Raw genomic sequence first — 24,528 nt, forward strand, 5'->3', positions numbered from 1 at the left:
TACGATTCCCTAAGCTCGCAATTTTAAAACCTCACCCCCTCATTCTTTTCACTCCCAATTGAAATTGGATACATACAATCAAATTCTCTGGCAAAACCTATCCAAAGAAGAATTGTGACTATTGCATTCAAGAAAGAGAGGCTTCTTATGGATATCTTTTTAGCCATACTCCCAGCAATATTCTGGGGTAGCATCGTGTTATTCAATGTAAAACTGGGAGGCGGACCCTACAGCCAGGTACTTGGGACCACCATCGGGGCGCTTATCCTCTCCTTTGGGATTTACCTTTTCATCCAGCCAGAACTGAATTCAACGATCATCATCGTCGGAATCGTTTCAGGTCTATTCTGGACCGTCGGACAGGTCAACCAATTAAAAACGTTCCAATATATCGGCGTGAGTAAAACGATGCCGATTTCCACCGGTATGCAGCTCGTTTCCACCGCACTGTTCGGTGTCATCGTCTTTCATGAATGGTCCACCACAACCACCGTCATCCTCGGTGTGATCGCCCTGATCTGTATCGTCGTCGGGATCGTCTTCACCTCTTATGAAGAGAAAAAAGGAAACGAAGAAGAATCGGGCAACTTCAAGAAAGCCATCCTCACCCTCATCGTATCCACGATCGGTTATCTGATCTATGTCGTCGTGGCGAGGCTCTTCAACGTCGATGGCTGGGTGGCCTTGTTCCCTCAGGCGATCGGGATGTTCATCAGTGCCGTGATCCTGACGTTCAGACATAAGCCGTTCAACAAATACGCCATCCGGAATATCATTCCCGGACTCATTTGGGCACTGGGCAATATGTTCCTCTTCATCTCCCAGCCACGGGTCGGAGTAGCGACGAGTTTCTCCCTTTCCCAAATGGGAATCGTCATCTCCACATTGGGGGGAATCTTCATCCTCGGTGAGAGGAAAACGAAGAAACAGCTTGTCCTGATCTCATTCGGGATCATTTTGATCATCATCGGAGGCGTCCTGTTAGGGATTGCCAAACAATAATGTCATTTGAGGAGGAAACAACATGTACAACGATTTAAAGGACAAAGTAGTCGTCATCACGGGGGGATCCACAGGGCTCGGACGCTCCATGGCTGTAAGATTCGGCCAGGAGAAAGCCAAGGTCGTCATCAACTACTTCAAGGATGAAAAAGAAGCACTGGATGCGAAAAAAGAAGTTGAAGAGGCCGGCGGACAAGCAGAAATCGTCCAAGGGGATGTCACGGTCGAAGCCGATGTCATCAACCTCGTAAAGGCCGCTACCGAAAAATTCGGGACACTGGACATCATGATCAACAACGCAGGAGTCGAAAATCCCGTCCCATCACACGAAATGACCCTCGACAACTGGAATAAAGTCGTCAACACGAACCTGACCGGAGCCTTCCTCGGCTGCCGGGAGGCCCTCAAGTACTTCGTTGAAAATGGGATCAAAGGGAACATCATCAACATGTCGAGTGTCCACGAAGTCATTCCATGGCCTCTGTTCGTCCATTATGCGGCGAGTAAAGGCGGAATCAAACTGATGACCGAAACTCTCGCTCTCGAGTATGCTCCGAAAGGGATCAGGGTCAATAACATCGGTCCCGGCGCCATGAACACACCGATCAACGCAGAGAAATTTGCCGACCCCGTGCAGCGTGCCGATGTTGAAAGCATGATTCCAATGGGTTATATCGGAAAACCTGAAGAAGTCGCATCCGTAGCGGCCTTCCTCGCTTCCTCGCAAGCAAGCTATGTGACTGGAATCACCCTCTTCTGTGATGGCGGAATGACCAAGTATCCTTCCTTCCAAGCAGGTAGGGGATAAATAAAAAGGCTGGGACAACATGTTTCAGTCATAGTAAAACCCGAATTCAGTTGCCAAGGATAAGGCAACTGAATTCGGGTATTTAATTTGTTTCATAAAGATTTGTATTTTATAGTTTCTAGCGGTTGATTGGAGTGCAGGAAGAAAACTCTTGCGGAAAGAGTAGCTGATGTGAGACCCCGCAGGCGCGCCGAGGAGGCTCACGGGCTACCCGCGGAAAGCGTAGTCTTGCACGGAAATCATGAGCGGTATAAAGAAATGGCATCTTTTTTTTGAATTTTCCCTTTACTCCTCCCCCATTCTCTTGATATGATTACAAGAAAAAATTTACAGGGAGAGACCAAACATGATCAGACAGCTGACCATCGAAGACGACTCTATCTGTCAGGACCTTATCACCCAGGCGCCTGCAGAGAATCTATTTATCATCGGGGATATTGAAGCCTTCGGGTACGAACAGGATTTCCAAAAGGTCTGGGGGGATTTCACCGATGAAGGAGTGTTGCGCGGTGTACTCCTGAGATACAGGGAAAACTACATACCATACGCACCTGGCGGGTATGATGCAGAAGGATTTGCCTCCATCATCAATCAGGATGAGGAATTCCTCTACATTTCGGGATTAAAGGATATCGTTTCGAAGCTTGATCCGTTCATTTCCCGGGAGGCGAAGCAGAAAAGACATCTCCACTATGCCAAATGCACCCAGGGGGAATCACTCGATCAAAGCGACCTGTCCTTGGTGAAAGAAGCGGGAATCGAAGACATCCCCGCCCTTGTCGAACTCCTTCTCACGGTCCCTGAATTCGAGCACTCCAATATCACGGTCGAAAGCAAGGAACACAGCATGAAAGCCGGTGCTGCCAGGAGCTATTATATTGAAGGGGACGGCCGTTTGGCTTCCTCCGCTTCCACTACCGCAGAGAACTCGAAATCGGCCATGATCGTCGGGGTCTGCACCCATGCCGATTACAAGAAAAGAGGATACGCAAGCAAGTGCATGTCCAAACTTGTGGGGGATCTGCTCGAGGAAGGAAAGGAGCTCTGTCTCTTCTATGATAATCCAGATGCAGGCAAAATCTATAAACGCATCGGATTTCGTGACATCGGCTACTGGTCGATGTTCAGCTATTAAAAAATCCGGACGCAGAAGATGCGTCCGGATTTTCCTTTTTTGTTCGAAAGCGCTCTTCAGGCGACTGCCGGCTTGATCAATCTTGCCTGCACCAAGCGATTGCGTACGACGATCCCGAGCCAGCTGGCAAGGGCCGCCTTGATGAATCCTCCTACAAGGAACGGATAGACCCCTGCTGCCATCGCCTGGCTCCACCCAAGGTCTGCCACGAACTTCAGCTGGATCGTCCCCAGGATCAGGGTCACGACCATCCCGACCAGATTGGCCACCATGGCCATGGGCAGGATGAAAGAGGTTTTCTCCAAGATCAATCCTGTCACATAGGCCGCCGCGATGAATCCAACGATGTACCCTCCCGTCGGACCGACCAGGACATGGGCTCCTCCGCTCATCCCTGCAAACACCGGGAGTCCGGCTGCCCCAATGGCGGTGTATCCGACGAGGGCAAAAGCCCCGTAGCGGCTCCCAAGAATCGTCGCCGTCAGCCCCACTGCCAAAGTCTGCCCGCTGATCGGCACGAGGGGCAGGGGAATTTCGATTTGCGCAAAGATTCCCGTGATCGCTGCAAACACCCCGCACTGAATAATCATTCTCAACCTGTCTCGATCCATTTTCATACACCCCTTGAAATATGTAAACTTAATTATATTGTTAGTTTACATATTAAAAGCGAGTTTGAAAAGGCTTTCTTTTACACTATTTTGAATGAATTCTAGAAAAGGTCCGGATAAACAGCCTTGGCCGTGATTTCGACTGCCTCACCGATCCTCGGGCCCGGTCGGGACATGACATCGGAATCAAGATAGATGACCCGGTCATCCTTTACGGCGTCGATCGTGTCCCAGCCGGTCCTGGATTTGATTTCATCTACGGGATTTTCCACATAGTTCACCGTTGTCAGAATGGTCGCAGGATTCCGTTTGATGATTTCTTCTTCCCCGAGCTTCGGCCAGCCCTCCTGATCGGCAAATACATTATCCACACCAGCAGCCTGGAGGATCTCCTGCTGGAAGGTCGTTCCACCCGCCGTATAGATCTCAGGAGCGGGGCTGATTTCAAAATAGACCTTTTCTTTTTCGTCAAGTGCCTGGACCTTTTCACCGACATCGGAGATTTGTTTCTTCATCCCTTCAATCACTTCGTTCCCCTTCTCTTCGGCCCCCATTACCTTTGCCACCTGTTCGATATCGCCGTAAACGTCGTCAAAGGTTTGGGCAGACTGGATGACGAAAACCGGAATGCCCGCATCTTCAAGCTGCTTGATCCCTGCATCATCACCTGTTGTATAGGCGATCACGACGTCTGGGTCCAGGGAAATCACTTTTTCCGCATTGACGGTCATGGAATCGGAGATGACCTCGAGATCCTCCACCTCCTTCGGATAATGATCGAATTCAGTCACCCCGACCACTTTATCCCCTGCCCCTACGGCATACAGGATCTCTGTGTTGCTCGGTTGCAGGGAAACGACGGTCTCCGGAACCTTTTTGAACGTGACTTCTTCCCCGCGGTCATCCTTGACGCTATAGACAGTTGACTTTTCTTCTTTTTTTGTTGATGCTGTTTCTTCACCGGTCCCACATCCTGATAGAATGAGACCAAAGCTGATGAACAATCCGATCCATGCATGTTTTTTCATCTCACTGTTCTCCCTTGCCTGATTTTGATAGTCCATAGGACTTGCTGATAAAGGGGATTTCTTTCACCCCTTCACATTTATTCACATACACGGCCATGACGAACAGGACATTTGCCAGCAGATGGGCATATTTGAACAGCAGATTGTCCACTTTCTGTTCGAGGCTTACCTTATGGAGGGCCCTGACCGATTTCTTCGCTTCGCTCCTGCACGTATGAAGGACCGTAGCCGCGTAGCATCCCTGAGGAAGCAGGAATGTTCGGATTTCCTCTTCCACTTCGTTCACGTACGTGTCATACAGGTCGCTCAATCGCTGCAGATCCTGGAGGGAGATGGCCATCTCCCCCCGCACCGAACCATTCAGGTGATAAGCCATCTCGCAAAGATAAAGCAGATCTTCACGGACTGCCCCCTCTGTCAATGAAGAAGCCTGACCGATCCTCGTTGCCAGGGAATCCGTCCGGATCTCGAAATCGACCGTCGACTGGGACTCCCTCATATACGGATAACAGATGTATCTGAAATCCTTTTTCCCCACGTTCATCCTCCCTTTCTTCTCTTTTAGTGAATCACCGATCGTACCGGAAACGGGCATAAAAAAAACCAGCCAAACGGCCGGCAATCATCATCAAAATAAAAGATGCATCAAGCCGCACCATCCCCTTAACTTCCGAAGAGCATAATACGATGGAAATCAGGCAGGTATCCTGGCTTGTGCATCATCCTACTTCAAGGCCCTTCCCGTTCATTGATGGAACAGTGGGTTTTTCCTTGGTTCGTCAGCACTTACAGTTGCGGAAACAGCTCCGGTTTTTCACCGGATTCCCTTTATGCGCGAGCGCACCTGATTTCTGCGAAGGTCTATTCACTTAAGGACCATTATATCATGTGAGCCCATATGGAGTGTCCCTATTTTTTCAAATCCCTTTCATGAACCTGTCCGTATCTGAATAGGAATGAATAGGACAAACAAACAAGAAGGGATGATGGCATGAAATGGTTGATCCCACTGAGCTTCATATCCCTGCTGCTGGCAGGGTGCGGAAGTGAAGAAAAAAGCTACGAGTTGTGTGGATACGGGGATATGCTGGTGTTGAACGGGAAGGGATATGTGCTATTGCCTGTCAAGAAGACGCTCACCCTCGACGGGAAGGCAGGGGAGATCAAGGAGAAGATCGGGGATGAGTTCCATCCTGAAAAAGACTTCACGGCGAATCATCTGAAGAAGGGGACGGATCTTTATTATGTAAAGGACCACAGCACCTATCTCATCGCCAAGACTTCTGACGAACGATACCTCCTCTATGAAGAGATTGAAAAATGACGAGCACGATCAGTGTAGGTTCTTTATGCCGCTCATGATTTCCGTGCAAGACTTCGCTTTCCACGGGTAGCCCGTGAGCCTCCTCGGCACGCCTGCGGGGTCTCACATTAGCTACTCTCCCGCAGGAGTCTACGTCTTGCACTCCAATCAACCGCTGGAATCAATGAAATTCTTTTGTTCCAAAAAATTAAAAACCCGAATTCACTAGCCTGATCGTAGGCAAATGAATTCGGGTTTTGCTATGCCGGCTCGTCTTATGAACAATCCCAGTTATAGACCACATTGCCGAATTGTTTCTTCTTAAGATCTTCTTTCTTTATGAAGAAGTTGGCAATGCCGCAGTCGCCCCACATCATGTCCACTTCATCATCCGAGTCGATCTGAAGCAGCAGCAGTGCATGGTCCTGATCTTCATACTGACGCGGATCCTCCTGTGTGAAGCCCGGATATCCTCCGATCTTATGTCCGAAGCCGCTTTGGGTTTCATAGAACTCATCCATGAGGGCGTCTGCCTCTTCCCCATCATCGGTCATGGATTCAAACAGATCCCAGCTTTCCTTCCCGAACACCTTCTCGAAGCGATAGTCGCCTGCGCTGATCGTTTCACTTGTCAATTCCGCCAGGACGGCGCCTTCCTTCGTGACAGGGAAATACACGTCATCGGGGATTTTCACGAAAGAAAAATCGGATACGAGCTCTTCTTTCGGCAGGAACGGCTCTTCTATAAATCTGATTCGGAAATCCTTTTGGTCCTGCTTCTGGTCGATATTCATTCCGTACAGGTCATCATGGACCGAAATGAAGATCTGCAGGAGTCCTGATTCCGGATAATCTTCGAGCTTCGGAAGCTGACCGAAATTGATCTGGGCCAACAGTTTCATCGGGTGCCCCTCCCCGTCCACAGGGTACTCATCCGCCTTCGGGAAATACGGATCCCCGGCAATCTTACTATCATAAGGGCCGGTTTTCCCCTCTTTTATATGCAGATGGACAGAAGGAATCTCCGTTCCATCAAGAGCCGTGCGGTAAGGGGCAAGTTTCGCTTGCAGGTTGACCGATTGTGCCACATTCATCTCCTCCTTGGAAAAAAACATCTTTTTTCCATCATACAGAAAGGATTCCTGCCTGTCATCGATGAATCTGCCTGCTCTCTTCCGCTCACTCTACATCAATTCGTTGAGTTCAATGACAGCAACCGGTAGGTGATCGACGTTTCCCCGTCTTTCCAACGCAGCTCCTCAATTCGGCCGATTGCGTTTGGCTCGCTGTGTTTTGTCACCCTTACTTCTATGGGGATCTCCATCGGATAAAGGCGGTACCCCTCTTTCACGAGTGTGAAGAGATTCTCTTCTTCTCTTACCTCGTTGTTCTTCGTTACAATCATGGTGTTCAGTTCCATCGGCATGCCCATCGGTCATTCCCCCTCGTGTTTTTTCATCCACTCACACATCCCTGCGACGATCTCCTGATTCTTCCGAGGCGGGAAATAATGCGTGTAGGCTTGATAATACTGTGTCTCAACCTTTTTCCCCATCTCCCTCAGCCCCTCTTCAAGGCGGCGCGCATGTTCGATGGAGACGTTTTGATCCTGTTCACCGTGAATGATCAGGACTGGTGCCTTCAGGCGATCGAGCTGGAAGAGCGGTGTCCTCCACTCGTAACGCTCGGGTACTTTCTTCGGCGTCCCGCCGATGACACGCTTCATCATGCGACGCAGGTCGACCCTCTCTTCGTATGTAAGGAACATATCTGTTACCCCTCCCCAGGAGACGACGGAAGCAACATCTGGCCGTTCGATGGCCGTCAGGAGGGCCATCACCCCGCCGCGGGAGAATCCGAACACATGGATCCCTCCTGTCACCCGGGGATGATCCCGCAGAAGGTCCACACCCGATACGGCATCCTCGCGATCATCCCCGGCAAAGTCCTCGCTTCCCTCTCCGCCGAGGTTTCCCCGGTAATAGGGGGCAAAGACGATGAAGCCGTGGGAAGCAAACTGGCCGATCCTTGCCGGCCTCACTTTCCCCACACCCTTGATTCCTCCCCTTAAGTACAGGAAGCCCGGGTACCCGCTGCCGTTTGCAGGCTCCGCAAGCATCCCCTTCACCTTCAAACCGCCAGACATATACGTCAACTCGAACATCCTCACCGCCGGGTTCGGGGAAGGAAATTCATATTTTTGGATAATCGTCCCGTTTTTCATCATCTCTTCCTTTCCCATGGGTATTCACACATATTTTACCCCAAACATACAATGGTTTAGCAAATGAAAACCGTGCGTGACAGGTAAAACGTCAGTCATGCAGCAAAGGAGGAAACGGCTGTGAAAAAGTGGATACGGACCGGCATGGCAGTCGCCGGGATTGCTTTATTGGCCTCAGGCTGCGGGAAACAGGCAGAACCACTTGAGAAAGTACGTGTGGCAGAAGTCACCCGATCGATCTTCTATGCACCGGAATATGTAGCGATCGAGAAAGGGTTCTTCGAAGACGAAGGATTGAACGTCGAGCTGAAAACCACCTGGGGCGGAGACAAGACGATGACGGCCCTCCTGTCGAACGGAGCCGACATCGCCCTTGTCGGATCGGAAACGTCCATTTATGTCCACGCCCAGGGCTCGGATGACCCGGTGATCAACTTCGCCCAGCTCACCCAGACCGACGGTACCTTCCTTGTGTCCAGGGAAAAGGTGGAGAACTTCGAATGGGAACAGTTGAAGGGAACGACCTTCCTCGGCCAGCGTAAAGGCGGCATGCCGCAGATGGTCGGCGAATTCGTGCTGAAGGAGCACGGCATCGATCCGCACAAGGATCTCGACTTGATCCAGAACATCGATTTTGCAAACGTGGCGAATGCCTTCGCATCCGGTACAGGTGACTATGTACAGCTGTTCGAACCGACCGCTTCCATCTTCGAGAAGGAAGGAAAAGGACATATCGTCGCCTCATTCGGCACCGAGTCCGGACATGTGCCTTATACGACCTTCATGGCAAAAGAAAGCTACATGAAAAAGAATGATGAAACCGTGGATAAGTTCACCCGGGCGCTCTACAAAGCCCAGCAATGGGTCGATCAAGCCAGTTCAAAAGAGATCGCCGAAGTGATTGCACCGTACTTCGAGGATACAGATCCCGCCATCATGGAAACCGTCGTGGACCGCTACAAGTCTCAAGGCTCATTTGCCACCGATCCGGTCCTTGATCAGGAAGAGTGGGAAAATCTCCAGAACATCATGGATCAGGCCGGGGAACTGCCTGAGAGAATCAATCACGATACGCTGGTGAATACATCGATTGCCGAGAAAGCATCCAAAGAATAGCTAAGATCGGGCTGACGGATGAGTCAGCCCTTCTTACGTATCAGATAGGAGGGGTTCACTGTTGAGTTTTTTATCGTTGGATTCCATCAGCCATACGTACTTTTCCTTGAAGGCGGCCAATGCCGCTATCGACGATGTTTCCCTTCACGTGGATGAAGGGGAGTTCATATCGTTCATCGGACCGAGCGGGTGCGGCAAAACCACCCTCCTTTCCATCATCGCGGGTCTCATGGATCCGACGGAAGGTTCCGTGAATCTTGAAGGGCGTCCCATTTCCGAGAGAAGGGACCTGACCGGATACATGCTTCAGCAGGACTATCTGTTCCCCTGGAAGACGATCGAGGAGAATATTTTGATCGGTCTGTCCATTAAAGGGACGGTCACGCCCGGGAAAAGAAAAGAAGCCTCGGCTCTTCTGAAGGAAATGGGTCTTGAAGGGGTACAGAATCTTTATCCAAGGGAACTGTCGGGAGGGATGCGGCAGCGGGCAGCCCTGATCAGGACGCTCATCACCGAGCCGAGGCTCCTTCTCCTTGATGAGCCCTTCTCCGCCCTCGATTACCAGACGAAACTGAAACTTGAAGATCTTGTGTTCACTACATTGAAGTCATTCGGGAAGACCGCGATCCTCGTGACCCATGACATCGGCGAGGCGATTGCCATGAGCGACCGCATCTATCTGTTCGCAGCCAAACCCGGACGGATCCACGCGACCTTCGAGGTTCCGGTCGGGTTGCGCGGGCAAACACCGTTTGATGTCAGGAATCACGATGATTACCCTGCATTTTTCCAAATGATATGGAAGGAGCTTGAAAGCCTTGACGCGTGACACGCATCAAAAACACAAGGAGTATATTCAGAGCCTGAAAAAAGAAAAACGCCTGGTATGGCTTTACCAGGGGTTGATCTTCATCGTATTCTTCGGGGCTTGGGAGACGGCGAGCCGGCAGTCCTGGATCGATCCCCTCATCTTCAGCTCCCCGACGAAAATATGGGATCTGTTCATGGAGAAACTCTCGGACGGGACTCTCGTCACCAATCTATCCGTGACCTTGGGGGAGACGGTGATCGGCTTCATACTGGGCACGCTGCTCGGGACACTCCTCGCAGCCCTCTTGTGGTGGTCTCCCTTCCTCTCGAAGGTTCTTGATCCGTATCTTGTCATCTTGAACGCCATGCCGAAAGTGGCACTGGGTCCGATCCTCATCGTCGGTCTCGGACCGGGCTTCACATCGATCATCGCCATGGGGACGATCATTTCCGTCATCATCACGACGATCGTCGTGTACACTTCCTTCCGGGAAGTCGACCCCAATTACCTGAAGGTGATGCACACATTCGGCGCAAAGCGCAGCCGAACGTTCAAGGAAGTGATCCTCCCTTCCTCGTTCCCGACCATCATCTCGACCCTGAAGGTGAACGTCGGGCTCTCATGGGTGGGCGTCATCGTGGGGGAATTCCTCGTATCGGCCAAGGGACTTGGCTATATGATCATTTATGGATTCCAGGTGTTCAACTTCACCCTTGTCCTCATGTCCCTTCTCGTGATCGCCGTCTGTGCCACCCTCATGTATAAGGTCGTGGAAATCATCGAGAAGAAGCTTATCCGTTCGTGACCTTCTTCAGTGCCAGTTCGATGACACGGTCCTTCATGATGAAGCTGAACGATGGGTCATCCTGTATCCCGGTCCAGTCCCCGTTCCACAGGAAGATCCCATCCGTTTCAAGATAGTCCTCCTTGTCGATGATCTCCTTCACTTCTCCGAAAAAGATCGTCTTCACGAACGGGGCGTCGCCATGCACCTTGTATTCCCCGATGAAGGCCGGTTCCGTGATGACGGCCCCCGTTTCTTCATACGTCTCCCGTATGGCCGCTTCCTCCAGGGACTCACCCTTTTCCCTCTTCCCCCCGGGGAATTCGAGGCCCCTCTTTTTATGACGGGTGAACACCCAGTCTTCACCGTACCGGCAAATGACGAGGACATGCCCGGATTCCGGGGAGAAGGCATCTCGCCTGTATGAAAAGTGGACGTCCAGTCCGTTCGCATCCTTGAATTGTTCCATTATGCTTCACCTCATTCTATCTACCATTATAACCACAAATAAAAAGGACCGGTCCACCATTAAAGCTCTGGTGGACCGGTTTCCCGTTAAGGTCAATCGGAGGATTTGAGGATTCCCATGCTTTCGATAAAGGCGCGTGCTTCTTCGTCCCCCAACCGGTGAAGGGTTTCGTAGACGCGATGAAGATTTTCATCGTACGCATCATTTTCCCGGTCGAAGTGATATTGGACAAAGGGCACGTGGGCCCGGTAAAAGTTTTGCCAGCTCACCGAATGGTTTGAGTCGAAGATCTCACGCAGTCCAATGATTTCTTCATCCGTAGCGGAGATCTTGAAGTTCCACGGAGAATCCGTCGAGCTCCTTGAGATCTCACCGGTCGCGACTTCAATATAATAGTCATTCCGTTCTTCCTGCAAGCGGTCCACCCCTTTTCATCTTTCTATCCTCATTTTCCTCAATATCACATTTTCTATTCATTTCCCTCTCTTTTTCAGGATTTCCACGGCCTTCTTCAAAAATTCCGGGACTGGCACCCCTGCCCGTCCGACATTTTCGATGATGGAAATCATTTCGTTGCAGATATAGAAAATGATGGTCGCATTACGAATAAAGTACTGATCTGACAATATAGTATCTAATAAGTGCGCGACAGTCACCAGGGCGAAAATCAGGACCTTACGGGCAATCCCCTTGAGACCGAATCGGCTCGAGAGTTTTCCTTCTATGGCACCTGCGATGACGCCGGTGAAATAATCGAGGATGACCACGGCAACCAGAAAGGTCAACAGGGGGTTCCATTCACCGAATAACTGGATGATGTAGGCCCCCATTCCCGAGCCTGCCACCAATAATACTCTTTCCAAATGTAAGCATCTCCTTTCCGTAAACCTCGCTTCCATATGCATCAAGAACCGGCACTCCGGCTCATATCCATTGATCATGGGAATGGAGCAAAATGATTAGTTTATATCGGGGGTGGGTAATGACAAAAATAGAGTTGTCCCCACATAATATGTGGAGTAATTGAGAAGGGTTCGTGATAGAATGAACATAAGGGAGGTGAAGCGCATGAAGCTGATCGAAGAGATTTATGAAATGTACCGCGGCAGGATCAAAGGTACCGATGAAGATTTGGATCTTATTGCCCTTACCATCCTTGAAGACACCTCACGGGAAGAACTTCTTGAGATGCTGAATGAGCTGGAAACCGGGGAACTGGAATACTTCTTCCGTTTATACATATTTGAAACCTTGAAGGAAAGATGGTCCAAAGGGGCAGGACGCGAGCCTGCCGGGAACAAGAGCTATCATTGAGGTGAAAGGCAAAGAAGCTGACCCCGGGGGTCAGCTTCTTTGCCTTTTCATTCATCGTCTGGCAGGGTGATCAACACCCGTTTGATTCTCTTTTCGTCCGCTTCGAGTACTCTGAAGGTGATCCGCTCAAACTCCACAGCCGCACCGGGTTCAGGGATATCGCCAAGCTCGCTGATGATGAACCCGCTCACTGTATCAAACTCTTCGCTCGGCAGATCGGTTTCGAGGATCCGTTCGGCATCATGCAAGTTCGTCGTCCCGTCGAATTCATAGACCCGCTCATCGATCTGCTCATACCCCTCTTCTTCATCATCATACTCATCATAAATATCACCGACGATTTCCTCCAGCAGATCTTCCAGGGTCACAATCCCCGCCGTTCCACCGAATTCATCCAGCACGACGGCCAGATGGACTTTGTTCAGCTGCAGGTCCCGGAACAGTTCATCGGTCATCCTCGATTCCGGTACAAAATAAGGGGGACGGCTCACCTGCTTCAGATCGAAGTCTTCCTTTACTCCCGTCTCCATATACTGAAGGATGTCCTTCACGTGTAGCACGCCCGTAATATGATCGATATCTTCTTCATAAACAGGAAAGCGCGTATATTTCTCCTGATTCACGAAGTGGACCACCTCTTCAAAGCCTGCATCTACCGACAGGGCCGTCACGTTGGTGCGGTGGACCATGATCATGGACACGGTCGTATTATCAAACTCAAAAATATTATTGATCATGGTCTTCTCCGCATCCTGGATGGTCCCCCGCTCCTTGCCGACGTCCACCATCATGCGGATTTCTTCCTCGGTGACCTCTTCATCATGTGCATCCGGGTCGATTCCGAATAATCGAAGGATGGCGTTCGTTGACAGCGTAAGCAGCTTCACAAACGGATACGTCAAAGCAGACAGGATTGACAGCGGCCTGGCCACGAACATGGAGATCGGCTCCGGGCGCTGCATGGCGATGCGCTTCGGCACAAGCTCACCGATCACAAGGGTGAAGTAGGACAGGATGATCGTGATGACCACGACAGACACGGTTTCGAGGATCCTCTGTGAAAGGGGGACACCCCAGTCATGAAGCAGATCTGCCATCCTTCCCGCAAAGCTCCCTGCGGCGAATGCGCTCGCCAGGAAACCGGCCAGGGTGATCCCCACCTGGATGGTGGCGAGGAAGCGGCTAGGCTCGGCAAGCAGGTTCACGAGCAGCCCCGCTTTTTTATCCCCCTGCTCCGCAAGCAGCTTGATCTTCGTATCATTCATGGATATGAGGGCGATTTCAGAAGCGGCAAAAAAGGCATTCAGGATCATAAGGATGAGCAGGAATAAAAGGTCGATTGACAATCTGGGTTCCTCCGATCTCCAGTGGATTTACCCGTTAGTATGCACTCTTTCCTCCAGCCTACAACAAAAAAACGCCTGGATACCCAGACGCTCCCTACCCTTTCTGATCGATCACGGTGCCTTTATGAGGGTGTGATGCTTCTTTCATGTCCTGAAGCATGACGACCGCCTGTGCTGCCTGGGTGGCCATCTGAGTCTTCATAAGGCTCAGACTCACCGTATGCTGCAGATCTGCTACCTGACGCGCCATGATGGATGATAAGTTCATGATCAAGCCTCCTTTGCATACGTTAAGCATACCAAATCCATTTTCCCTGAAAAAGGCAAAATGGAAAAATAGTCATAAAGTTGTTGATAATCCATCTATATTGAAGCGCTTTCTATGATACACTAGCGGAAAAAGGAGGGGTGTCATTATGTCAGTGACTTTAGTGCTGATCATTTCCATCGCCATCTGTATCCTCGTGATCTTCATCAGTGCCCTCACGACATCAAAGGCCTATACATCCGTCAAACATACCGTGGATCCCATTGAAAACAATCCGCATCTTGAGCATATGGAAAAGGAAGAGAATCAAAAGAAGGAAGAGCCGAAACGATGAGGCTCCTCCCCATATAAAAACCCCGGCATCCGCCGGGGTTTCCTGTTTTACGCAAATACCTGCTTCAGATCTTCCTTGCTTTGACCCAACCAGAATTTCATCAGTTTCTTCGCTCCATCCAGATCATGAAGCTTCGCCTGGCCACACTGTTTTTCATTGGCAGCAGGAATTTCCTCGATCGTGATGGCGTCTTCCATGGTTGCATGAAGAAGATCAATGATCTCTTCGACTGTCGGCTCTCCGCTCACTACGAGGTAATAGCCGGTCTGGCATCCCATCGGGGAAATGTCGATGATATCGAAATGTTTATATGGCTCAGCATATTCACGGATCGTGAAGGCGAGAAGATGCTCAAGAGTATGGATCGTATCCGGCTTCATGGCCTGCTTATTCGGCTGACAGAAACGGATGTCGAACTTATTCACCAGTCCGTCGCTCCCCACTTTGTGAACTCCGCAGTGGCGGACATATGGTGCTTTTACTGCATTATGGTCCAATTCAAAGCTTTCTACTGAAGGCATTGATTCATCACTCCTATTTTGGATTCTTCATCAGTATACCGTAAATTCAAAGTTATTTCATCAACTTAATCCGAATTAACCATCGGTCATTCTTTGTTTTCCCGGATCAGTCCGTCGTAAACAAACTTTTTTGGCTGAGATGATCTTTCTGCTATAGTAAAGGAAAACGAACGCGGAAGGACCACACATGATGAAACGATTACTTCTCATCTTATTCAAGATCTATCAAAAAGTCATCTCACCACTTAAGCCTCCCACCTGTCGTTTTTACCCGACCTGCTCCCACTACGGCATCACGGCCGTGAGTCGATTCGGTGCCTTGAAGGGCGGATACCTGACCGTGAGGCGCATCGTGAAATGCCACCCTTTCCACCCGGGCGGCATCGATGAAGTACCCGCGGAATGGCCGCCGAAGAAGGACCACGTCCACTAGACATGGTCTTTTTTTCTTGAACCGAATCAGGAGGCGGCAAAGGCGGGCATACTGAGTAGAAAATAATACTTGCGCTTCTGGAAGAACGATAGTAAAATAACCAATGTGCTAAATCGTAATCATTACAGTTTATAGAGGAGGTTCTCTTTTGAAGTATATTCGTAAAAGTTGGCTCATTGCCCTTGTGCTGATCTTATCGGCTTGCGGTGCTTCATCTTCGGATGGAGATGGGAAGAAAAAAGATGTTCTGGAGGTACATACCACGGTGTATCCCCTTGAGGACTTCACCAAACGGATCGGTGGTGATCACGTAAAAGTAGAGAGTGTTTATCCACCTGGATCTGATGAACATTCCTACGAACCATCTCAAAAGGATATGATCGACATGGCCGATGGGGATGTGTTCTTTTATATCGGACTGGGACTGGAAGGCTTCGTGGACAAATCGAAATCCATCCTTGAAAACGAAGATGTGAAAGTCGTGGCTACAAGCGAAGGGATCGACCTCGAATCCCATGAGGGTCACGATCACGACGCCCATGAAGAGGGAGAAGATCATGAAGAGGAAGGGCATGACCACGGGGATACCGATCCACATATCTGGCTCGATCCCGTATACGCCCAGCAGATCGCTCAAAACATCGCAGACACCCTTTCTGACGAAATGCCTGAGCATAAAGATGAATTCCAGGCGAACCTCAAAGACCTTGACGCAGATTTGAAAAAGCTCGATGAAGACTTCCACGAAATGGCGGATGCCGCTCCGAAGAAGACCTTCTTCGTTTCACATGCGGCCTATAACTACTGGGCCGAGCGCTATGGACTGAATCAAAAATCGATCGCCGGCTTGAACACTTCGGATGAGCCTTCCCAGAAAGAGCTTAAGGCCATCATCGATCAAGGAAAGAAAGAAAATATCCAATACATCATGTTCGAACAGAATGTATCGTCCCGCCTGACAGAGGTCGTCCAGAAGGAGCTGGGTGCCGAAGCCCTGACGCTTCACAATCTCGCCGTTCTGACCCCTGAAGATGAGAAGAACAAAGAAGACTATTTCTCATTGATGAACCGGAACATCGATACACTCAAAAAAGCATTGTACTGACAAAAGCGGCCTCGTGCCGCTTTTTTTTGTTATGCCTGCCTCCGATTTTTCCATGCATATTCCGTTTCCATTTCGTGGACAATAAGGAAAACATGCAAGGGAGACATACATATGGATGAATTAGTGATTGCAAGGTCCATGTTCGGAACGACCATGGCCTTTCACATTATCTTTGCAACACTTGGCGTCGGGATCCCGCTGATGATCCTCATCTCTGAAATCGTGTACCAACGGACCAATGATCTTGATTATCAGATCATGGCCAAAAGGTGGACGAAGGCATTCGCCGTCCTTCTGGGCGTCGGGATCCCCACCGGGACCATTGCCGGGGTCCAGCTTTCCTTACTATGGCCCGGGTTCATGGAAGTCATCGGACGGGTCATGGCCCTGCCGTTCCAGATTGAAATCTATGCTTTCTTCATTGAAGCACTGTTCATGAGTATCTATGTATACGCAGCCAACCGGATCGCGCCTTGGATGAGGATCGTCAGTCTTGTCCTGGTCTGTGTCGGTGGTCTCGCTTCCGCCGTCCTGATCACCAATGTCCATGCGTTCGAAGGGACTCCTGCAGGCTTCGAGATGATCAATGGGGAGATCCAGAACGTTGAACCTTGGAAAGCATTCTTCAACCCAAGCTTCTTCGTCACAGCTGGCCATGTCGCTCTATCCGCCTATGTGGTCGGCTCATTCACCATCGCTTCCGTATCGGCATTCAAAATGCTGCGTAACCCGTTCGGATCCAGGGTGTATAAGTTCCACCAAAAATCTCTGATGATTTGTCTGGCCGTCGGGGGGATCTTCGCATTGCTTACTGCATTGAACGGCCACGAATCGGCGCAAAAGCTCCATGAATACCAGCCTGAGAAACTGGCTGCAGCCGAAGGATTATTCGAAACCCAGGATCACGCCCCCCTTTCCATCGGTGGCTTCACCGATCGTGAAAACCAGGAAGTGAAATGGGGGATCGAAATCCCGTGGGCACTGAGCTTCCTTGCCGGAAACAGTTTTGATACCGAAGTCATCGGACTGAATGATTTTCCAGAAGAATACTGGCCACCTTTATTCGTCCACACCCTTTTCAACGCAATGGTCGGAATCGGTTCCCTTCTCATCGTCATCGCCCTTGGAGCTTTTGCTTGGAAGAAATGGCTGAAGAAGGACCGCTTCCCGAAATGGATGATGTGGGTATTCGTGGCGGGAGGTCCCCTATCGATCCTTGCCATCGAGTTCGGTTGGATCTTCGCCTGTACCGGACGCCAGCCTTGGACCATCTACCGGATCCTGAGCACCGAGGACTCCGTCACGACGACGGGAAATCTTGCGGTACTGTTCGGACTATTCATCACGATCTATGCGATCCTCGCCGTGTCCGTTGTGCTCGTGCTCCTTTACTACTTCAAACGGAATCCGCCTGAAAAGGATATCCAAAAAGCCGAGAGCAAACATAAAGATATTCCATTATCCACTTGATCGGAGGTGCACTCATGACACAATCACTGATAGCCATCATCATTCTCTGGGGATTCGTCTTCATCTACGCCGTCATGGCTACGATGGACTTCGGCGCCGGATTCTGGTCGATGCTCTATATCAATAATGAAAAAACGAAGGCGACGAATATCGCAAACCGCTATCTGTCTCCGACATGGGAAGTGACCAATACATTCATCGTCGCCCTGGTCGTGGCTGTCTACAGCATGTTCCCGGGTGCCGCCTACTCCCTCGGGACGGTCCTGCTTGTCCCTGGGAGCCTGATCCTCCTGCTCTTGGCCATACGAAGTGCCTTCCTGGTGTTCTCCCATGTGGCGGACGACTATTACAAACCGCTGACGTATATCACCGGGATCACCGGGATCCTGATCCCGGGCCTGATCATCAGCGTTCTGCCGATTTCCCACGGCTCGTACATCGACTTCGACAACGGCCAGGAGCTGGATTTAGGAAAACTTTTCACCAGCCCCCATGAATATGCCTTTTTCGGCTTTGCCGTCGCCAGTACCCTGTTCCTTTCATCCCTGCTTCTTGCCGACTACTCCAAAACGTCCAAGGAATATGAAGCCTTCAAGGTCTACCGCAGGGATGCCATGATCATCGGGCCGATCTCCGTCCTCATGGCCTTTTTGATCATGTGGACCATGAAGTCCGAAGCAACATGGCTCTATGACCGGATGCTCGAGGACCGTAATCTGCTCCTCATTTCCCTTCTTGGATTTGTCATCGCAGGAGCCGCCTTATTCCTCCCCACCAACAAGGAAGGAATGAAGGGGATGCCACGCGTTGCCGTTATTGCGGTCATCTGCCAGTATGTCATCGCGAGCTACGTCTACGGCAAGGCCCATCTTCCGTATATCATCTATCCGGAAGTGACCGTCCAGTCAGGCTTCACCGATCCCGACTCCTTCAGGGCCGTATTCTTCACCTACATCGCAGGATTCATCATCCTGTTCCCTGGATTCGTGTACTTCTGGAGCTTGTTCATGAATGATAAGCGTTACTTGCAGCAAAAAGAAGACTGAATCAAAAAAGGTACCTATTAATGTCGAACATGATCAGTGTAGGTTTTTCAAACCGCTCATGATTTCCGTGCAAGACTTCGCTTTCCGCGGGTACTCCTCGGCACGCCTGCGGGGAGCCACTCTTCCCGCAGGCGTCTACGTCTTACACACCAATCAACCGCTGAGAACAATGAAATCGTAATGGCCATGAAACAATTTAAAAACCCGTATTCATTTGCCTGATCCTACGCAAATGAATTCGGGTTTAACTATGGGTAAAACACGTTTGTATGCTTAACTTCAAACAAAGGATACGCTGACAATCTCCGGTGCTTCACCCGGTACCCTCAGATCAAGGAGGGAGAGGCCCCCGATCGACCCTTGAGGGATTTCCCGATCCTTTACGAGCTCGAATGCCTTCAGCTGCTCTTCGGTTGAAAGGCGATTGGCAATCGTACAGTGCGGGATCCAGCTCCCGGGGCGATAAAGGGAAGATTCATTCCCGTCAGGGGGCAGGAATTGTTTGTGGAAGTCGCGGTGAAGAGCGGTCAATTCTTCTGAAAGTACAGGAGAATAATAAAGGATCCCGGTACGGATGAACGAGCCGATGCTCGCAAGCCTGACCTCAATCGGTTTATGATCCCTGTAATAGCGAACAAAATCCTCAGAGAATCTTACCGGATCCAGCTGTTGAACGTCTCCCAGCGTGATATGGGGACGCCGTTTTTTTACTTGTGAGGCATAGGCACTGATCCCCTTTTCCTTCAGTTCATCCCACACCTCGATGATTGCTCTCTCCAGTTCGGGATTGAAGACGGCGACGACGGCGTACATCAGTTGGACTCCCTCTTCTTGAGCTCTTTGACAATCAAACGGATCTGTCCCCGGTGATTGAGCTCATCTTCGAACACGTGGAACCACTTGAAATAGTGATTGGCCGGGTGATCCCACCCGAATGGGGATTGCCTGTCGAGCCACTCATCCCCGACCCCTGCAAATAATTCCAGCGTCCGCTTCCGCACTTCGGCCAGGCGATCCACATAAAAAGCAGCCTCATTTCCGTCGATTCCCATAAGATCAATCCCGGATTCCAGCCGGCTCCATTCTTCATCGGTCAAATCCCTTTCACCGAACGTCATGATCTGAAAGGCTTCTTCCACACTGGCCATGTGCAAGAGGAGCATGCCGATGGAATTGTCGCAGCCTTCGACCTTTGTATCGAGCTGCTGCAGTGTCAAACCTTCCACTTCCCGAAGCGTAGTGTACCTTGTGTATTCCATCATGGAAATCAGCCTGCCGACCTCTGGCCCGAACGGTTCAACCGTTTCAATGAAGAATTTTCTTTCATCCATACTCCAATCACCCCTTTCTATTTCCCTAAAAATCCGCCTTCCGAGCGGAGGACCTGTCCTGTCACCCATCTGGAATCCTCGGAAGCAAGGAAGCGGATCAGGCGCGCAGCATCCTCCGGTGTACCGATGCGGCCGGACGGAAAGAGAGGGAGGAGATTCTCCCTGATCTCATCCGTGATCCATCCTGAATCGGTCGGACCGGGATCAACGCTGTTCACCGTGATGCCCACCGGGGCAAGTGCTGTAGCCAGGGGCTCCGTTATGGCCGTAAGCATCCCCTTGGTAGCCGTATAGGCAAGATTATGCGGGTCCGGGCCTTTGGACACCATGAATACGATGCGCCCGTCCTCTGCTCCGGCATAGACTTCTTCGAAACGCCTGGCAAACTCCACCGACAGCATGATCGTCCCCCGGTTGTTCACCTGATAATGCATGTCTAGCGTCTCCATCCTCATCGTCCTGAAATCAGTCGGCGACTCATAGGTCGCATTATTGATCAGCACACGTGGCAACCCCAGGCTCTGTGTGGCCGTTTGCAAAATGAGCGCCGGTGCATCCTGCCTGCTCAGATCCGCTTCCATATGAGCGGTGCGGACTCCAAGGCCCTCCAATTCCTTTGCAAAGACAGAAGGGAAGCCCTCTTCTTTACCGCATCCATCTTCTCCGTCATATGTACCCCAATGCGTAAAGAAGATGTCCATTCCATCCCGGGCAAGGATCCGGCAGATGGCTGCCCCTATTCCTTTATCGCGGCTCACCCCGGTGACGAGGGCAATCGATGATGATTCCTTCATATCTACCCCTCCTTTTCAATACTACCCTAGCAGATGCGTATGAGATCACGGACGCCTCTCATCTACCTGAATTTCCGAAAATTACGACAGGTGTCCATTTTATCATAATGACGCACTTCCGGGTGTAAAAAACAGGAATCTCCCTTTGCACAAAAAAAGCAGATCATCGCTGACCTGCTCCCCATCAATTGATATCGCCCACATACACCCCGGAGCGATGGCCTTTTATGTATTCTCCCAGCGCTTTTGGATAAATCCGTAGACCGTCCCACTCATCGAGCTTGACCCATTCGATCCCCACTTGATGGCTGTCCGGATTCGTCGGCTCGTACCCCTCTTCACCGAGGAGATGACATTCAAAGTAGAACTCAACCTGTTGAAATCCGGCGTCGAAGGAATGCTCATGGTTTTTTCCGATATATTCCCTCACATGCTTCAAAGGACCGACCCTTACGATGCTCCCGATCTCCTCTTGGCATTCGCGGACGACGGCTTCTTCCAGTGTTTCGCCTTTTTCCTGTCCCCCACCGGGGAATAGATAGAAGAACCCTTCATCATCCCGATTTTTCGTCAGCAGGACCGCCCCTTCCTTCATGATCAGGGCTTTTGCTGAATTGCGTATGCTCATTTTGCCATCCCTCTTCCCATTTAATCCATGATGATTTCATTGTGTAACGTGATTTCCTTCATCCGCCTCTGATCCAGTTCCACCCCGATGCCCGCCCCGTTTTTCCGCGGGATCCTTCCGTGTTGCACCGTGATCGGTTCTGTAATCAGATCCTGTTCCCAGTAGGTGGCCGAGGAGGAGAGATCGCCGGGCAGATTGAACCCTTCAAGGGTGGACAAAACGATGTTGTGGGCACGGGAGACGCCGAACTCGATCATCCCTCCGCACCAGACGGAAAGCCCGCTATCACGGCATTGATGATAAATATCAAGTGCCTGGGAATATCCCCCTACCCGTCCAAGCTTGATGTTCACGACGCCGCATGCCTGCAAAGCGATTGCGCTTCTCATATCGTGCGGGGAGACGATGCTTTCATCAAGGCAGACGGGCGTGGAAAGCTCCTTCTGAAGCATCGAATGCTCGACGATGTCATCGACGCCAAGAGGCTGTTCGATCATCAGGAGACCGTAACGATCAAGCTTTTTCAAACGTGGAAGATCATCAAGGGTGTAGGCGGAATTGGCATCTGCCATGAGGGGAAGAGCCGGAAATGTCCTGCGCAGTTCCCTGACGATCTCTTCGTCTTTCCCCGGGGAGACCTTGATCTTGATCCTTTCGTATCCTTCCCCCATCAGCTCAGATGTTCTACGGACCATCTCTCCCATGTTCCCTGCAGGCACAACGGCTCCAGCGAGCACTTCCTGCCTCGTGCCTCCGATCACGGCCCAGAGGGGCTGTCCGGACTGACGGGCATAGAGGTCCCAGATGGCCATTTCAAGGGATGCTTTTGCCATGGCATTTCCCCGGACCCCGCTGAATAACCGGCCGCACTCTTCAGGATGGCGTAGGTCCGCTTTCAATAAGAGGGGGATCAGGACATCCTTCAGGATATGATAGGCCCCCTTGACCGTTTCTTCCGTATACCACGGGGTCGAGAAGGCCACGCATTCACCAAGCCCTGTAATCCCTTCTGAATCCACTGCTTCGATGATGATCCCTTCTCTTTCTGCTACCGTCTGCAGATGGGTCGTAAACGGCTTTTTAAGCGGCATGCTGACAACGGATAGTGCAATGGATTTAAGCTTCATCGTAGATCCCCTTCAGCATATTTTCTTTGAGCACCCTTCTAAGGAGCTTATTGGAAGCATTGCGGGGCAGCTCCCCGACAAATACGATCCGTTTTGGACATTTATAGGAAGCGAGGGCAGCTTTGCATCCCTTCATGACCTCCTCTTCAGTCATGGGACGGTCCGTCACAAGGAAAGCACATGGAACCTGCCCCCACACTGGATCATCCATGCCGATGACGCCTGCTTCCGTGACACCCGGGATACCCAGCAGGACACTCTCGACTTCAGCCGGATACACATTCTCCCCACCGGAAATGATCAGGTCCGATCTTCTGTCAAGAACATAAAGGAACCCCTCTTCATCCACATAGCCGATATCCCCTGTGAAGAGCCATCCATCTTCAAAGCTTTTTTCATTTGCTTCAGGGCGCTCATGATACCCCATTGTCACATTCGGACCCTTGACCATGATTTCTCCCTCTTCCAGCGGTGCTGACGCTCCCTTGATCTTCAGCTGGGACGGGAAAAGGGGTTTTCCGGCAGAACCAAGCTTTGAAAGGCTGTACTCCGGTGAAAGGGTGACGATCTGAGAAGAGGTTTCGGTCATCCCGTATGATTGGAACACCGGAACTCCTTTGTTCTTGCATGCCTGCAGAAGGGGAAGCGGAGCCGGGCCGCCTCCTAAGAGCACGCAGCGGAGATTTTCATGATACCCCTCCCCGATCCTTCCCATGAGGCGCTGGAGCATATTCGTGACGACCGAGATAATCGTCACACGGCCGGATTTCAGTTCCAGGTCGATGGCATCCTCGTCGAATGACGCGTGAAGTCTGACCTCCATGCCATAGATGATGCTCCTCATGAGGATCGAGAAACCGCTGATATGGAAGAGCGGGACGGCACAGAGCCATACATCTTTCTCACTGGTGCCAAGATTCAAGGAGGAACCGATGGCACTCCACCAGTGGTTCCCATACGTCTGCAGGACCCCTTTTGGCGAACCGGTTGTCCCCGATGTATACATCACCGTGCAGGTGTCATCAAGATTTGTATGGTCCCTCGGAGCATAGGGGCGCTTGTCTCCCGTAAACAGGAAGGAAAGACCGATGCCCTCCACCTCGAGGGTGCCCGCCTTCTCTGCAAAGTCCTCGTCATGGATGACGTGTGTGAGGGCCATATCCCGTACTTGGAAGGTCAATTCTCCAGCGCCGAGCCGGTGATTCAGCATCACGGCAGCCATACCGAGCTGCTGCACGGCGTGGACCGCAATGATGGATTCAATGCGGTTTTTGATCATGAGGCCGATGAAGGCAGGCTTCGTGCCGTCCAACAACCGATTCAGGCGCTGAGCCGCCTCCTCTGCCGCATGATCGAGCTCACGGAAAGTGAGGCTGCGTTCACCAGAGCTCACGGCGGTGCGGTCCGGCGTCAAAAAGGCCCGCTGCTTCAGCCAATTGGGCAGCATTTCTGTGGTCATGGTACATTCTCCATTCTGTTGATTGTTCAGTAAGAAAAAAACCTGACAGATCCAAAGATCC

Annotated in this window: 32 protein-coding genes and 1 riboswitch; of the genes, 13 read left to right on the plus strand and 19 right to left on the minus strand. The window is 51.0% G+C overall.

All coding sequences use genetic code 11. The features are described 5' to 3' along the window. Positions 1-23: 23 nt before the first annotated feature. Positions 24-167, minus strand: a complete 144-nt coding sequence (locus tag D5E69_RS23485) for a hypothetical protein (protein WP_187427100.1) — start codon at positions 165-167, stop codon at positions 24-26. Here D5E69_RS23485 and D5E69_RS16850 point away from each other — a divergent pair. From D5E69_RS16850 to D5E69_RS16860, 3 genes are all read left to right on the plus strand, one after another. Continuing rightward, positions 148-1,002 (plus strand): GRP family sugar transporter, encoded by an 855-nt coding sequence (locus D5E69_RS16850; protein ID WP_053426261.1) that lies wholly within the window; start codon positions 148-150, stop codon positions 1,000-1,002. The two genes, D5E69_RS23485 and D5E69_RS16850, sit on opposite strands and share 20 nt — an antisense overlap. A 22-nt stretch (positions 1,003-1,024) precedes the next feature. Beyond that, positions 1,025-1,810 (plus strand): glucose 1-dehydrogenase, encoded by a 786-nt coding sequence (locus D5E69_RS16855; RefSeq protein ID WP_159129944.1) that lies wholly within the window; start codon positions 1,025-1,027, stop codon positions 1,808-1,810. Positions 1,811-2,156: 346 nt separating this feature from the next. Further along, positions 2,157-2,945: a GNAT family N-acetyltransferase gene (locus D5E69_RS16860; protein ID WP_048013493.1), complete on the plus strand. Its 789-nt coding sequence runs from the start codon at positions 2,157-2,159 to the stop codon at positions 2,943-2,945. Between the two features lie 56 nt (positions 2,946-3,001). Here D5E69_RS16860 and D5E69_RS16865 read toward each other — a convergent pair whose 3' ends face one another. The 3 genes from D5E69_RS16865 to D5E69_RS16875 form a co-directional block, all read right to left on the minus strand. Further along, entirely contained in the window at positions 3,002-3,562 is a 561-nt protein-coding gene (locus tag D5E69_RS16865; protein ID WP_414129474.1) for a biotin transporter BioY, read from the minus strand. 95 nt (positions 3,563-3,657) lie between these two features. After that, positions 3,658-4,584 (minus strand): ABC transporter substrate-binding protein, encoded by a 927-nt coding sequence (locus D5E69_RS16870; RefSeq protein ID WP_048007378.1) that lies wholly within the window; start codon positions 4,582-4,584, stop codon positions 3,658-3,660. A 1-nt stretch (position 4,585) separates the two neighbouring features. After that, positions 4,586-5,128, minus strand: coding sequence for a hypothetical protein (locus tag D5E69_RS16875; protein ID WP_048007472.1), 543 nt, complete (start codon positions 5,126-5,128; stop codon positions 4,586-4,588). Between the two features lie 136 nt (positions 5,129-5,264). Further along, positions 5,265-5,447: riboswitch (cobalamin riboswitch) on the minus strand. A gap of 128 nt (positions 5,448-5,575) precedes the next feature. Between D5E69_RS16875 and D5E69_RS16880 the strand changes: the two genes are divergently transcribed. Further along, positions 5,576-5,908 carry a hypothetical protein gene (locus tag D5E69_RS16880; RefSeq protein ID WP_048013491.1) on the plus strand — a complete coding sequence of 111 codons (333 nt, stop codon included), beginning with the start codon at positions 5,576-5,578 and terminating at the stop codon, positions 5,906-5,908. Positions 5,909-6,162: 254 nt separating this feature from the next. Here D5E69_RS16880 and D5E69_RS16885 read toward each other — a convergent pair whose 3' ends face one another. The 3 genes from D5E69_RS16885 to D5E69_RS16895 form a co-directional block, all read right to left on the minus strand. Continuing rightward, positions 6,163-6,975: a YwqG family protein gene (locus D5E69_RS16885; RefSeq protein WP_048013490.1), complete on the minus strand. Its 813-nt coding sequence runs from the start codon at positions 6,973-6,975 to the stop codon at positions 6,163-6,165. Between the two features lie 101 nt (positions 6,976-7,076). Further along, positions 7,077-7,319 carry a DUF2584 domain-containing protein gene (locus D5E69_RS16890; RefSeq protein WP_048007376.1) on the minus strand — a complete coding sequence of 81 codons (243 nt, stop codon included), beginning with the start codon at positions 7,317-7,319 and terminating at the stop codon, positions 7,077-7,079. Between the two features lie 3 nt (positions 7,320-7,322). Further along, complete coding sequence (locus D5E69_RS16895; RefSeq protein ID WP_159130378.1) at positions 7,323-8,111, minus strand: alpha/beta hydrolase family protein; 789 nt, start codon at positions 8,109-8,111, stop codon at positions 7,323-7,325. Between the two features lie 144 nt (positions 8,112-8,255). Here D5E69_RS16895 and D5E69_RS16900 point away from each other — a divergent pair, with 144 nt between their 5' ends. The 3 genes from D5E69_RS16900 (at position 8,256) to D5E69_RS16910 (ending at position 10,843) form a co-directional block, all read left to right on the plus strand. After that, complete coding sequence (locus tag D5E69_RS16900; protein ID WP_159130379.1) at positions 8,256-9,227, plus strand: ABC transporter substrate-binding protein; 972 nt, start codon at positions 8,256-8,258, stop codon at positions 9,225-9,227. 61 nt (positions 9,228-9,288) lie between these two features. Then, positions 9,289-10,056, plus strand: coding sequence for an ABC transporter ATP-binding protein (locus tag D5E69_RS16905; RefSeq protein WP_048007374.1), 768 nt, complete (start codon positions 9,289-9,291; stop codon positions 10,054-10,056). Further along, a complete protein-coding gene (locus D5E69_RS16910; protein ID WP_048007373.1) occupies positions 10,046-10,843 on the plus strand; it encodes an ABC transporter permease in 798 nt (265 codons plus the stop codon). The genes D5E69_RS16905 and D5E69_RS16910 overlap by 11 nt, the downstream gene beginning before the upstream one ends. On the opposite strand, the gene ytkD is transcribed toward D5E69_RS16910, so the two are convergent. The 3 genes from ytkD to D5E69_RS16925 all read right to left on the minus strand — a co-directional run bounded on the left by ytkD (position 10,830) and on the right by D5E69_RS16925 (position 12,154). Continuing rightward, positions 10,830-11,291, minus strand: a complete 462-nt coding sequence (gene ytkD / locus D5E69_RS16915; protein WP_048007372.1) for an RNA deprotection pyrophosphohydrolase — start codon at positions 11,289-11,291, stop codon at positions 10,830-10,832. The two genes, D5E69_RS16910 and ytkD, sit on opposite strands and share 14 nt — an antisense overlap. A 92-nt stretch (positions 11,292-11,383) precedes the next feature. Continuing rightward, entirely contained in the window at positions 11,384-11,707 is a 324-nt protein-coding gene (locus D5E69_RS16920) for a hypothetical protein (RefSeq protein WP_048007371.1), read from the minus strand. Between the two features lie 57 nt (positions 11,708-11,764). After that, the gene (locus D5E69_RS16925) at positions 11,765-12,154 is read right to left on the minus strand and encodes a phage holin family protein (RefSeq protein ID WP_231578934.1); all 390 of its coding nucleotides are present in this window, start codon (positions 12,152-12,154) and stop codon (positions 11,765-11,767) included. Positions 12,155-12,359: 205 nt separating this feature from the next. Here D5E69_RS16925 and D5E69_RS16930 point away from each other — a divergent pair, with 205 nt between their 5' ends. Continuing rightward, positions 12,360-12,605, plus strand: coding sequence for a DUF6154 family protein (locus D5E69_RS16930; protein WP_048007370.1), 246 nt, complete (start codon positions 12,360-12,362; stop codon positions 12,603-12,605). Positions 12,606-12,652: 47 nt separating this feature from the next. Here the strand turns inward: D5E69_RS16930 and D5E69_RS16935 are convergent, their stop codons facing one another. Together D5E69_RS16935 and D5E69_RS16940 are read right to left on the minus strand one after the other, a co-directional pair. Then, a complete protein-coding gene (locus tag D5E69_RS16935) occupies positions 12,653-13,951 on the minus strand; it encodes a hemolysin family protein (RefSeq protein WP_048014519.1) in 1,299 nt (432 codons plus the stop codon). Positions 13,952-14,045: 94 nt separating this feature from the next. Further along, the gene (locus D5E69_RS16940) at positions 14,046-14,219 is read right to left on the minus strand and encodes a putative motility protein (protein ID WP_048013486.1); all 174 of its coding nucleotides are present in this window, start codon (positions 14,217-14,219) and stop codon (positions 14,046-14,048) included. Between the two features lie 148 nt (positions 14,220-14,367). Between D5E69_RS16940 and ytzI the strand changes: the two genes are divergently transcribed. Next, positions 14,368-14,553 (plus strand): YtzI protein, encoded by a 186-nt coding sequence (gene ytzI, locus D5E69_RS16945; protein ID WP_048007367.1) that lies wholly within the window; start codon positions 14,368-14,370, stop codon positions 14,551-14,553. A gap of 47 nt (positions 14,554-14,600) precedes the next feature. On the opposite strand, the gene D5E69_RS16950 is transcribed toward ytzI, so the two are convergent. Further along, a complete protein-coding gene (locus D5E69_RS16950) occupies positions 14,601-15,074 on the minus strand; it encodes an S-ribosylhomocysteine lyase (RefSeq protein WP_048007366.1) in 474 nt (157 codons plus the stop codon). A 190-nt stretch (positions 15,075-15,264) separates the two neighbouring features. Here D5E69_RS16950 and yidD point away from each other — a divergent pair, with 190 nt between their 5' ends. From yidD to D5E69_RS16970, 4 genes are all read left to right on the plus strand, one after another. Then, on the plus strand, positions 15,265-15,507 hold the full coding sequence (yidD, locus tag D5E69_RS16955; protein WP_048007468.1) for a membrane protein insertion efficiency factor YidD: 243 nt from the start codon (positions 15,265-15,267) through the stop codon (positions 15,505-15,507). Between the two features lie 148 nt (positions 15,508-15,655). Beyond that, positions 15,656-16,612, plus strand: a complete 957-nt coding sequence (locus tag D5E69_RS16960; RefSeq protein WP_347566704.1) for a metal ABC transporter solute-binding protein, Zn/Mn family — start codon at positions 15,656-15,658, stop codon at positions 16,610-16,612. Positions 16,613-16,723: 111 nt separating this feature from the next. Next, complete coding sequence (locus tag D5E69_RS16965; protein ID WP_048007365.1) at positions 16,724-18,082, plus strand: cytochrome ubiquinol oxidase subunit I; 1,359 nt, start codon at positions 16,724-16,726, stop codon at positions 18,080-18,082. Between the two features lie 14 nt (positions 18,083-18,096). Beyond that, positions 18,097-19,128 (plus strand): cytochrome d ubiquinol oxidase subunit II, encoded by a 1,032-nt coding sequence (locus tag D5E69_RS16970; RefSeq protein ID WP_048007364.1) that lies wholly within the window; start codon positions 18,097-18,099, stop codon positions 19,126-19,128. Between the two features lie 279 nt (positions 19,129-19,407). Here D5E69_RS16970 and D5E69_RS16975 read toward each other — a convergent pair whose 3' ends face one another. The 6 genes from D5E69_RS16975 to D5E69_RS17000 form a co-directional block, all read right to left on the minus strand. Then, complete coding sequence (locus D5E69_RS16975) at positions 19,408-19,941, minus strand: 2'-5' RNA ligase family protein (protein ID WP_159129946.1); 534 nt, start codon at positions 19,939-19,941, stop codon at positions 19,408-19,410. Further along, positions 19,941-20,459, minus strand: coding sequence for a mycothiol transferase (locus D5E69_RS16980; RefSeq protein WP_159129947.1), 519 nt, complete (start codon positions 20,457-20,459; stop codon positions 19,941-19,943). The genes D5E69_RS16975 and D5E69_RS16980 overlap by 1 nt, the downstream gene beginning before the upstream one ends. Positions 20,460-20,476: 17 nt before the next feature. Further along, positions 20,477-21,253 carry an SDR family oxidoreductase gene (locus D5E69_RS16985; protein ID WP_048014522.1) on the minus strand — a complete coding sequence of 259 codons (777 nt, stop codon included), beginning with the start codon at positions 21,251-21,253 and terminating at the stop codon, positions 20,477-20,479. A 184-nt stretch (positions 21,254-21,437) separates the two neighbouring features. Beyond that, positions 21,438-21,881 carry an NUDIX domain-containing protein gene (locus tag D5E69_RS16990; RefSeq protein ID WP_048013482.1) on the minus strand — a complete coding sequence of 148 codons (444 nt, stop codon included), beginning with the start codon at positions 21,879-21,881 and terminating at the stop codon, positions 21,438-21,440. A gap of 20 nt (positions 21,882-21,901) precedes the next feature. Further along, positions 21,902-23,008, minus strand: a complete 1,107-nt coding sequence (menC, locus tag D5E69_RS16995) for an o-succinylbenzoate synthase (protein WP_159129948.1) — start codon at positions 23,006-23,008, stop codon at positions 21,902-21,904. Beyond that, on the minus strand, positions 22,998-24,467 hold the full coding sequence (locus D5E69_RS17000; RefSeq protein ID WP_048007358.1) for an o-succinylbenzoate--CoA ligase: 1,470 nt from the start codon (positions 24,465-24,467) through the stop codon (positions 22,998-23,000). Before D5E69_RS17000 ends, menC begins: the two co-directional genes overlap by 11 nt. Positions 24,468-24,528: the final 61 nt, after the last annotated feature.

The organism is Rossellomorea marisflavi, from assembly GCF_009806575.1.
Taxonomy (GTDB): Bacteria; Bacillota; Bacilli; order Bacillales; family Bacillaceae_B; genus Rossellomorea; species Rossellomorea marisflavi_A.

What these genes read in the sequence shown, in the direction of transcription:
- D5E69_RS23485 (WP_187427100.1), bottom strand. Translation starts at nt 167, where the DNA reads ATGGCTAAAAAGATATCCATAAGAAGCCTCTCTTTCTTGAATGCAATA.
- ytkD (WP_048007372.1), bottom strand. Translation starts at nt 11,291, where the DNA reads ATGGAACAATTCAAGGATGCGAACGGACTGGACGTCCACTTTTCATAC.
- menC (WP_159129948.1), bottom strand. Translation starts at nt 23,008, where the DNA reads ATGAAGCTTAAATCCATTGCACTATCCGTTGTCAGCATGCCGCTTAAA.
- D5E69_RS16850 (WP_053426261.1), top strand. Translation starts at nt 148, where the DNA reads ATGGATATCTTTTTAGCCATACTCCCAGCAATATTCTGGGGTAGCATC.
- D5E69_RS16900 (WP_159130379.1), top strand. Translation starts at nt 8,256, where the DNA reads ATGGCAGTCGCCGGGATTGCTTTATTGGCCTCAGGCTGCGGGAAACAG.
- D5E69_RS16875 (WP_048007472.1), bottom strand. Translation starts at nt 5,128, where the DNA reads ATGAACGTGGGGAAAAAGGATTTCAGATACATCTGTTATCCGTATATG.
- D5E69_RS16990 (WP_048013482.1), bottom strand. Translation starts at nt 21,881, where the DNA reads ATGAGCATACGCAATTCAGCAAAAGCCCTGATCATGAAGGAAGGGGCG.
- D5E69_RS17000 (WP_048007358.1), bottom strand. Translation starts at nt 24,467, where the DNA reads ATGACCACAGAAATGCTGCCCAATTGGCTGAAGCAGCGGGCCTTTTTG.
- D5E69_RS16970 (WP_048007364.1), top strand. Translation starts at nt 18,097, where the DNA reads ATGACACAATCACTGATAGCCATCATCATTCTCTGGGGATTCGTCTTC.
- D5E69_RS16870 (WP_048007378.1), bottom strand. Translation starts at nt 4,584, where the DNA reads ATGAAAAAACATGCATGGATCGGATTGTTCATCAGCTTTGGTCTCATT.
- D5E69_RS16880 (WP_048013491.1), top strand. Translation starts at nt 5,576, where the DNA reads ATGAAATGGTTGATCCCACTGAGCTTCATATCCCTGCTGCTGGCAGGG.
- D5E69_RS16865 (WP_414129474.1), bottom strand. Translation starts at nt 3,562, where the DNA reads ATGAAAATGGATCGAGACAGGTTGAGAATGATTATTCAGTGCGGGGTG.
- ytzI (WP_048007367.1), top strand. Translation starts at nt 14,368, where the DNA reads ATGTCAGTGACTTTAGTGCTGATCATTTCCATCGCCATCTGTATCCTC.
- D5E69_RS16890 (WP_048007376.1), bottom strand. Translation starts at nt 7,319, where the DNA reads ATGGGCATGCCGATGGAACTGAACACCATGATTGTAACGAAGAACAAC.
- D5E69_RS16965 (WP_048007365.1), top strand. Translation starts at nt 16,724, where the DNA reads ATGGATGAATTAGTGATTGCAAGGTCCATGTTCGGAACGACCATGGCC.
- D5E69_RS16895 (WP_159130378.1), bottom strand. Translation starts at nt 8,111, where the DNA reads ATGAAAAACGGGACGATTATCCAAAAATATGAATTTCCTTCCCCGAAC.
- D5E69_RS16950 (WP_048007366.1), bottom strand. Translation starts at nt 15,074, where the DNA reads ATGCCTTCAGTAGAAAGCTTTGAATTGGACCATAATGCAGTAAAAGCA.
- D5E69_RS16930 (WP_048007370.1), top strand. Translation starts at nt 12,360, where the DNA reads ATGAAGCTGATCGAAGAGATTTATGAAATGTACCGCGGCAGGATCAAA.
- D5E69_RS16860 (WP_048013493.1), top strand. Translation starts at nt 2,157, where the DNA reads ATGATCAGACAGCTGACCATCGAAGACGACTCTATCTGTCAGGACCTT.
- yidD (WP_048007468.1), top strand. Translation starts at nt 15,265, where the DNA reads ATGAAACGATTACTTCTCATCTTATTCAAGATCTATCAAAAAGTCATC.
- D5E69_RS16980 (WP_159129947.1), bottom strand. Translation starts at nt 20,459, where the DNA reads ATGGATGAAAGAAAATTCTTCATTGAAACGGTTGAACCGTTCGGGCCA.
- D5E69_RS16975 (WP_159129946.1), bottom strand. Translation starts at nt 19,941, where the DNA reads ATGTACGCCGTCGTCGCCGTCTTCAATCCCGAACTGGAGAGAGCAATC.
- D5E69_RS16985 (WP_048014522.1), bottom strand. Translation starts at nt 21,253, where the DNA reads ATGAAGGAATCATCATCGATTGCCCTCGTCACCGGGGTGAGCCGCGAT.
- D5E69_RS16855 (WP_159129944.1), top strand. Translation starts at nt 1,025, where the DNA reads ATGTACAACGATTTAAAGGACAAAGTAGTCGTCATCACGGGGGGATCC.
- D5E69_RS16940 (WP_048013486.1), bottom strand. Translation starts at nt 14,219, where the DNA reads ATGAACTTATCATCCATCATGGCGCGTCAGGTAGCAGATCTGCAGCAT.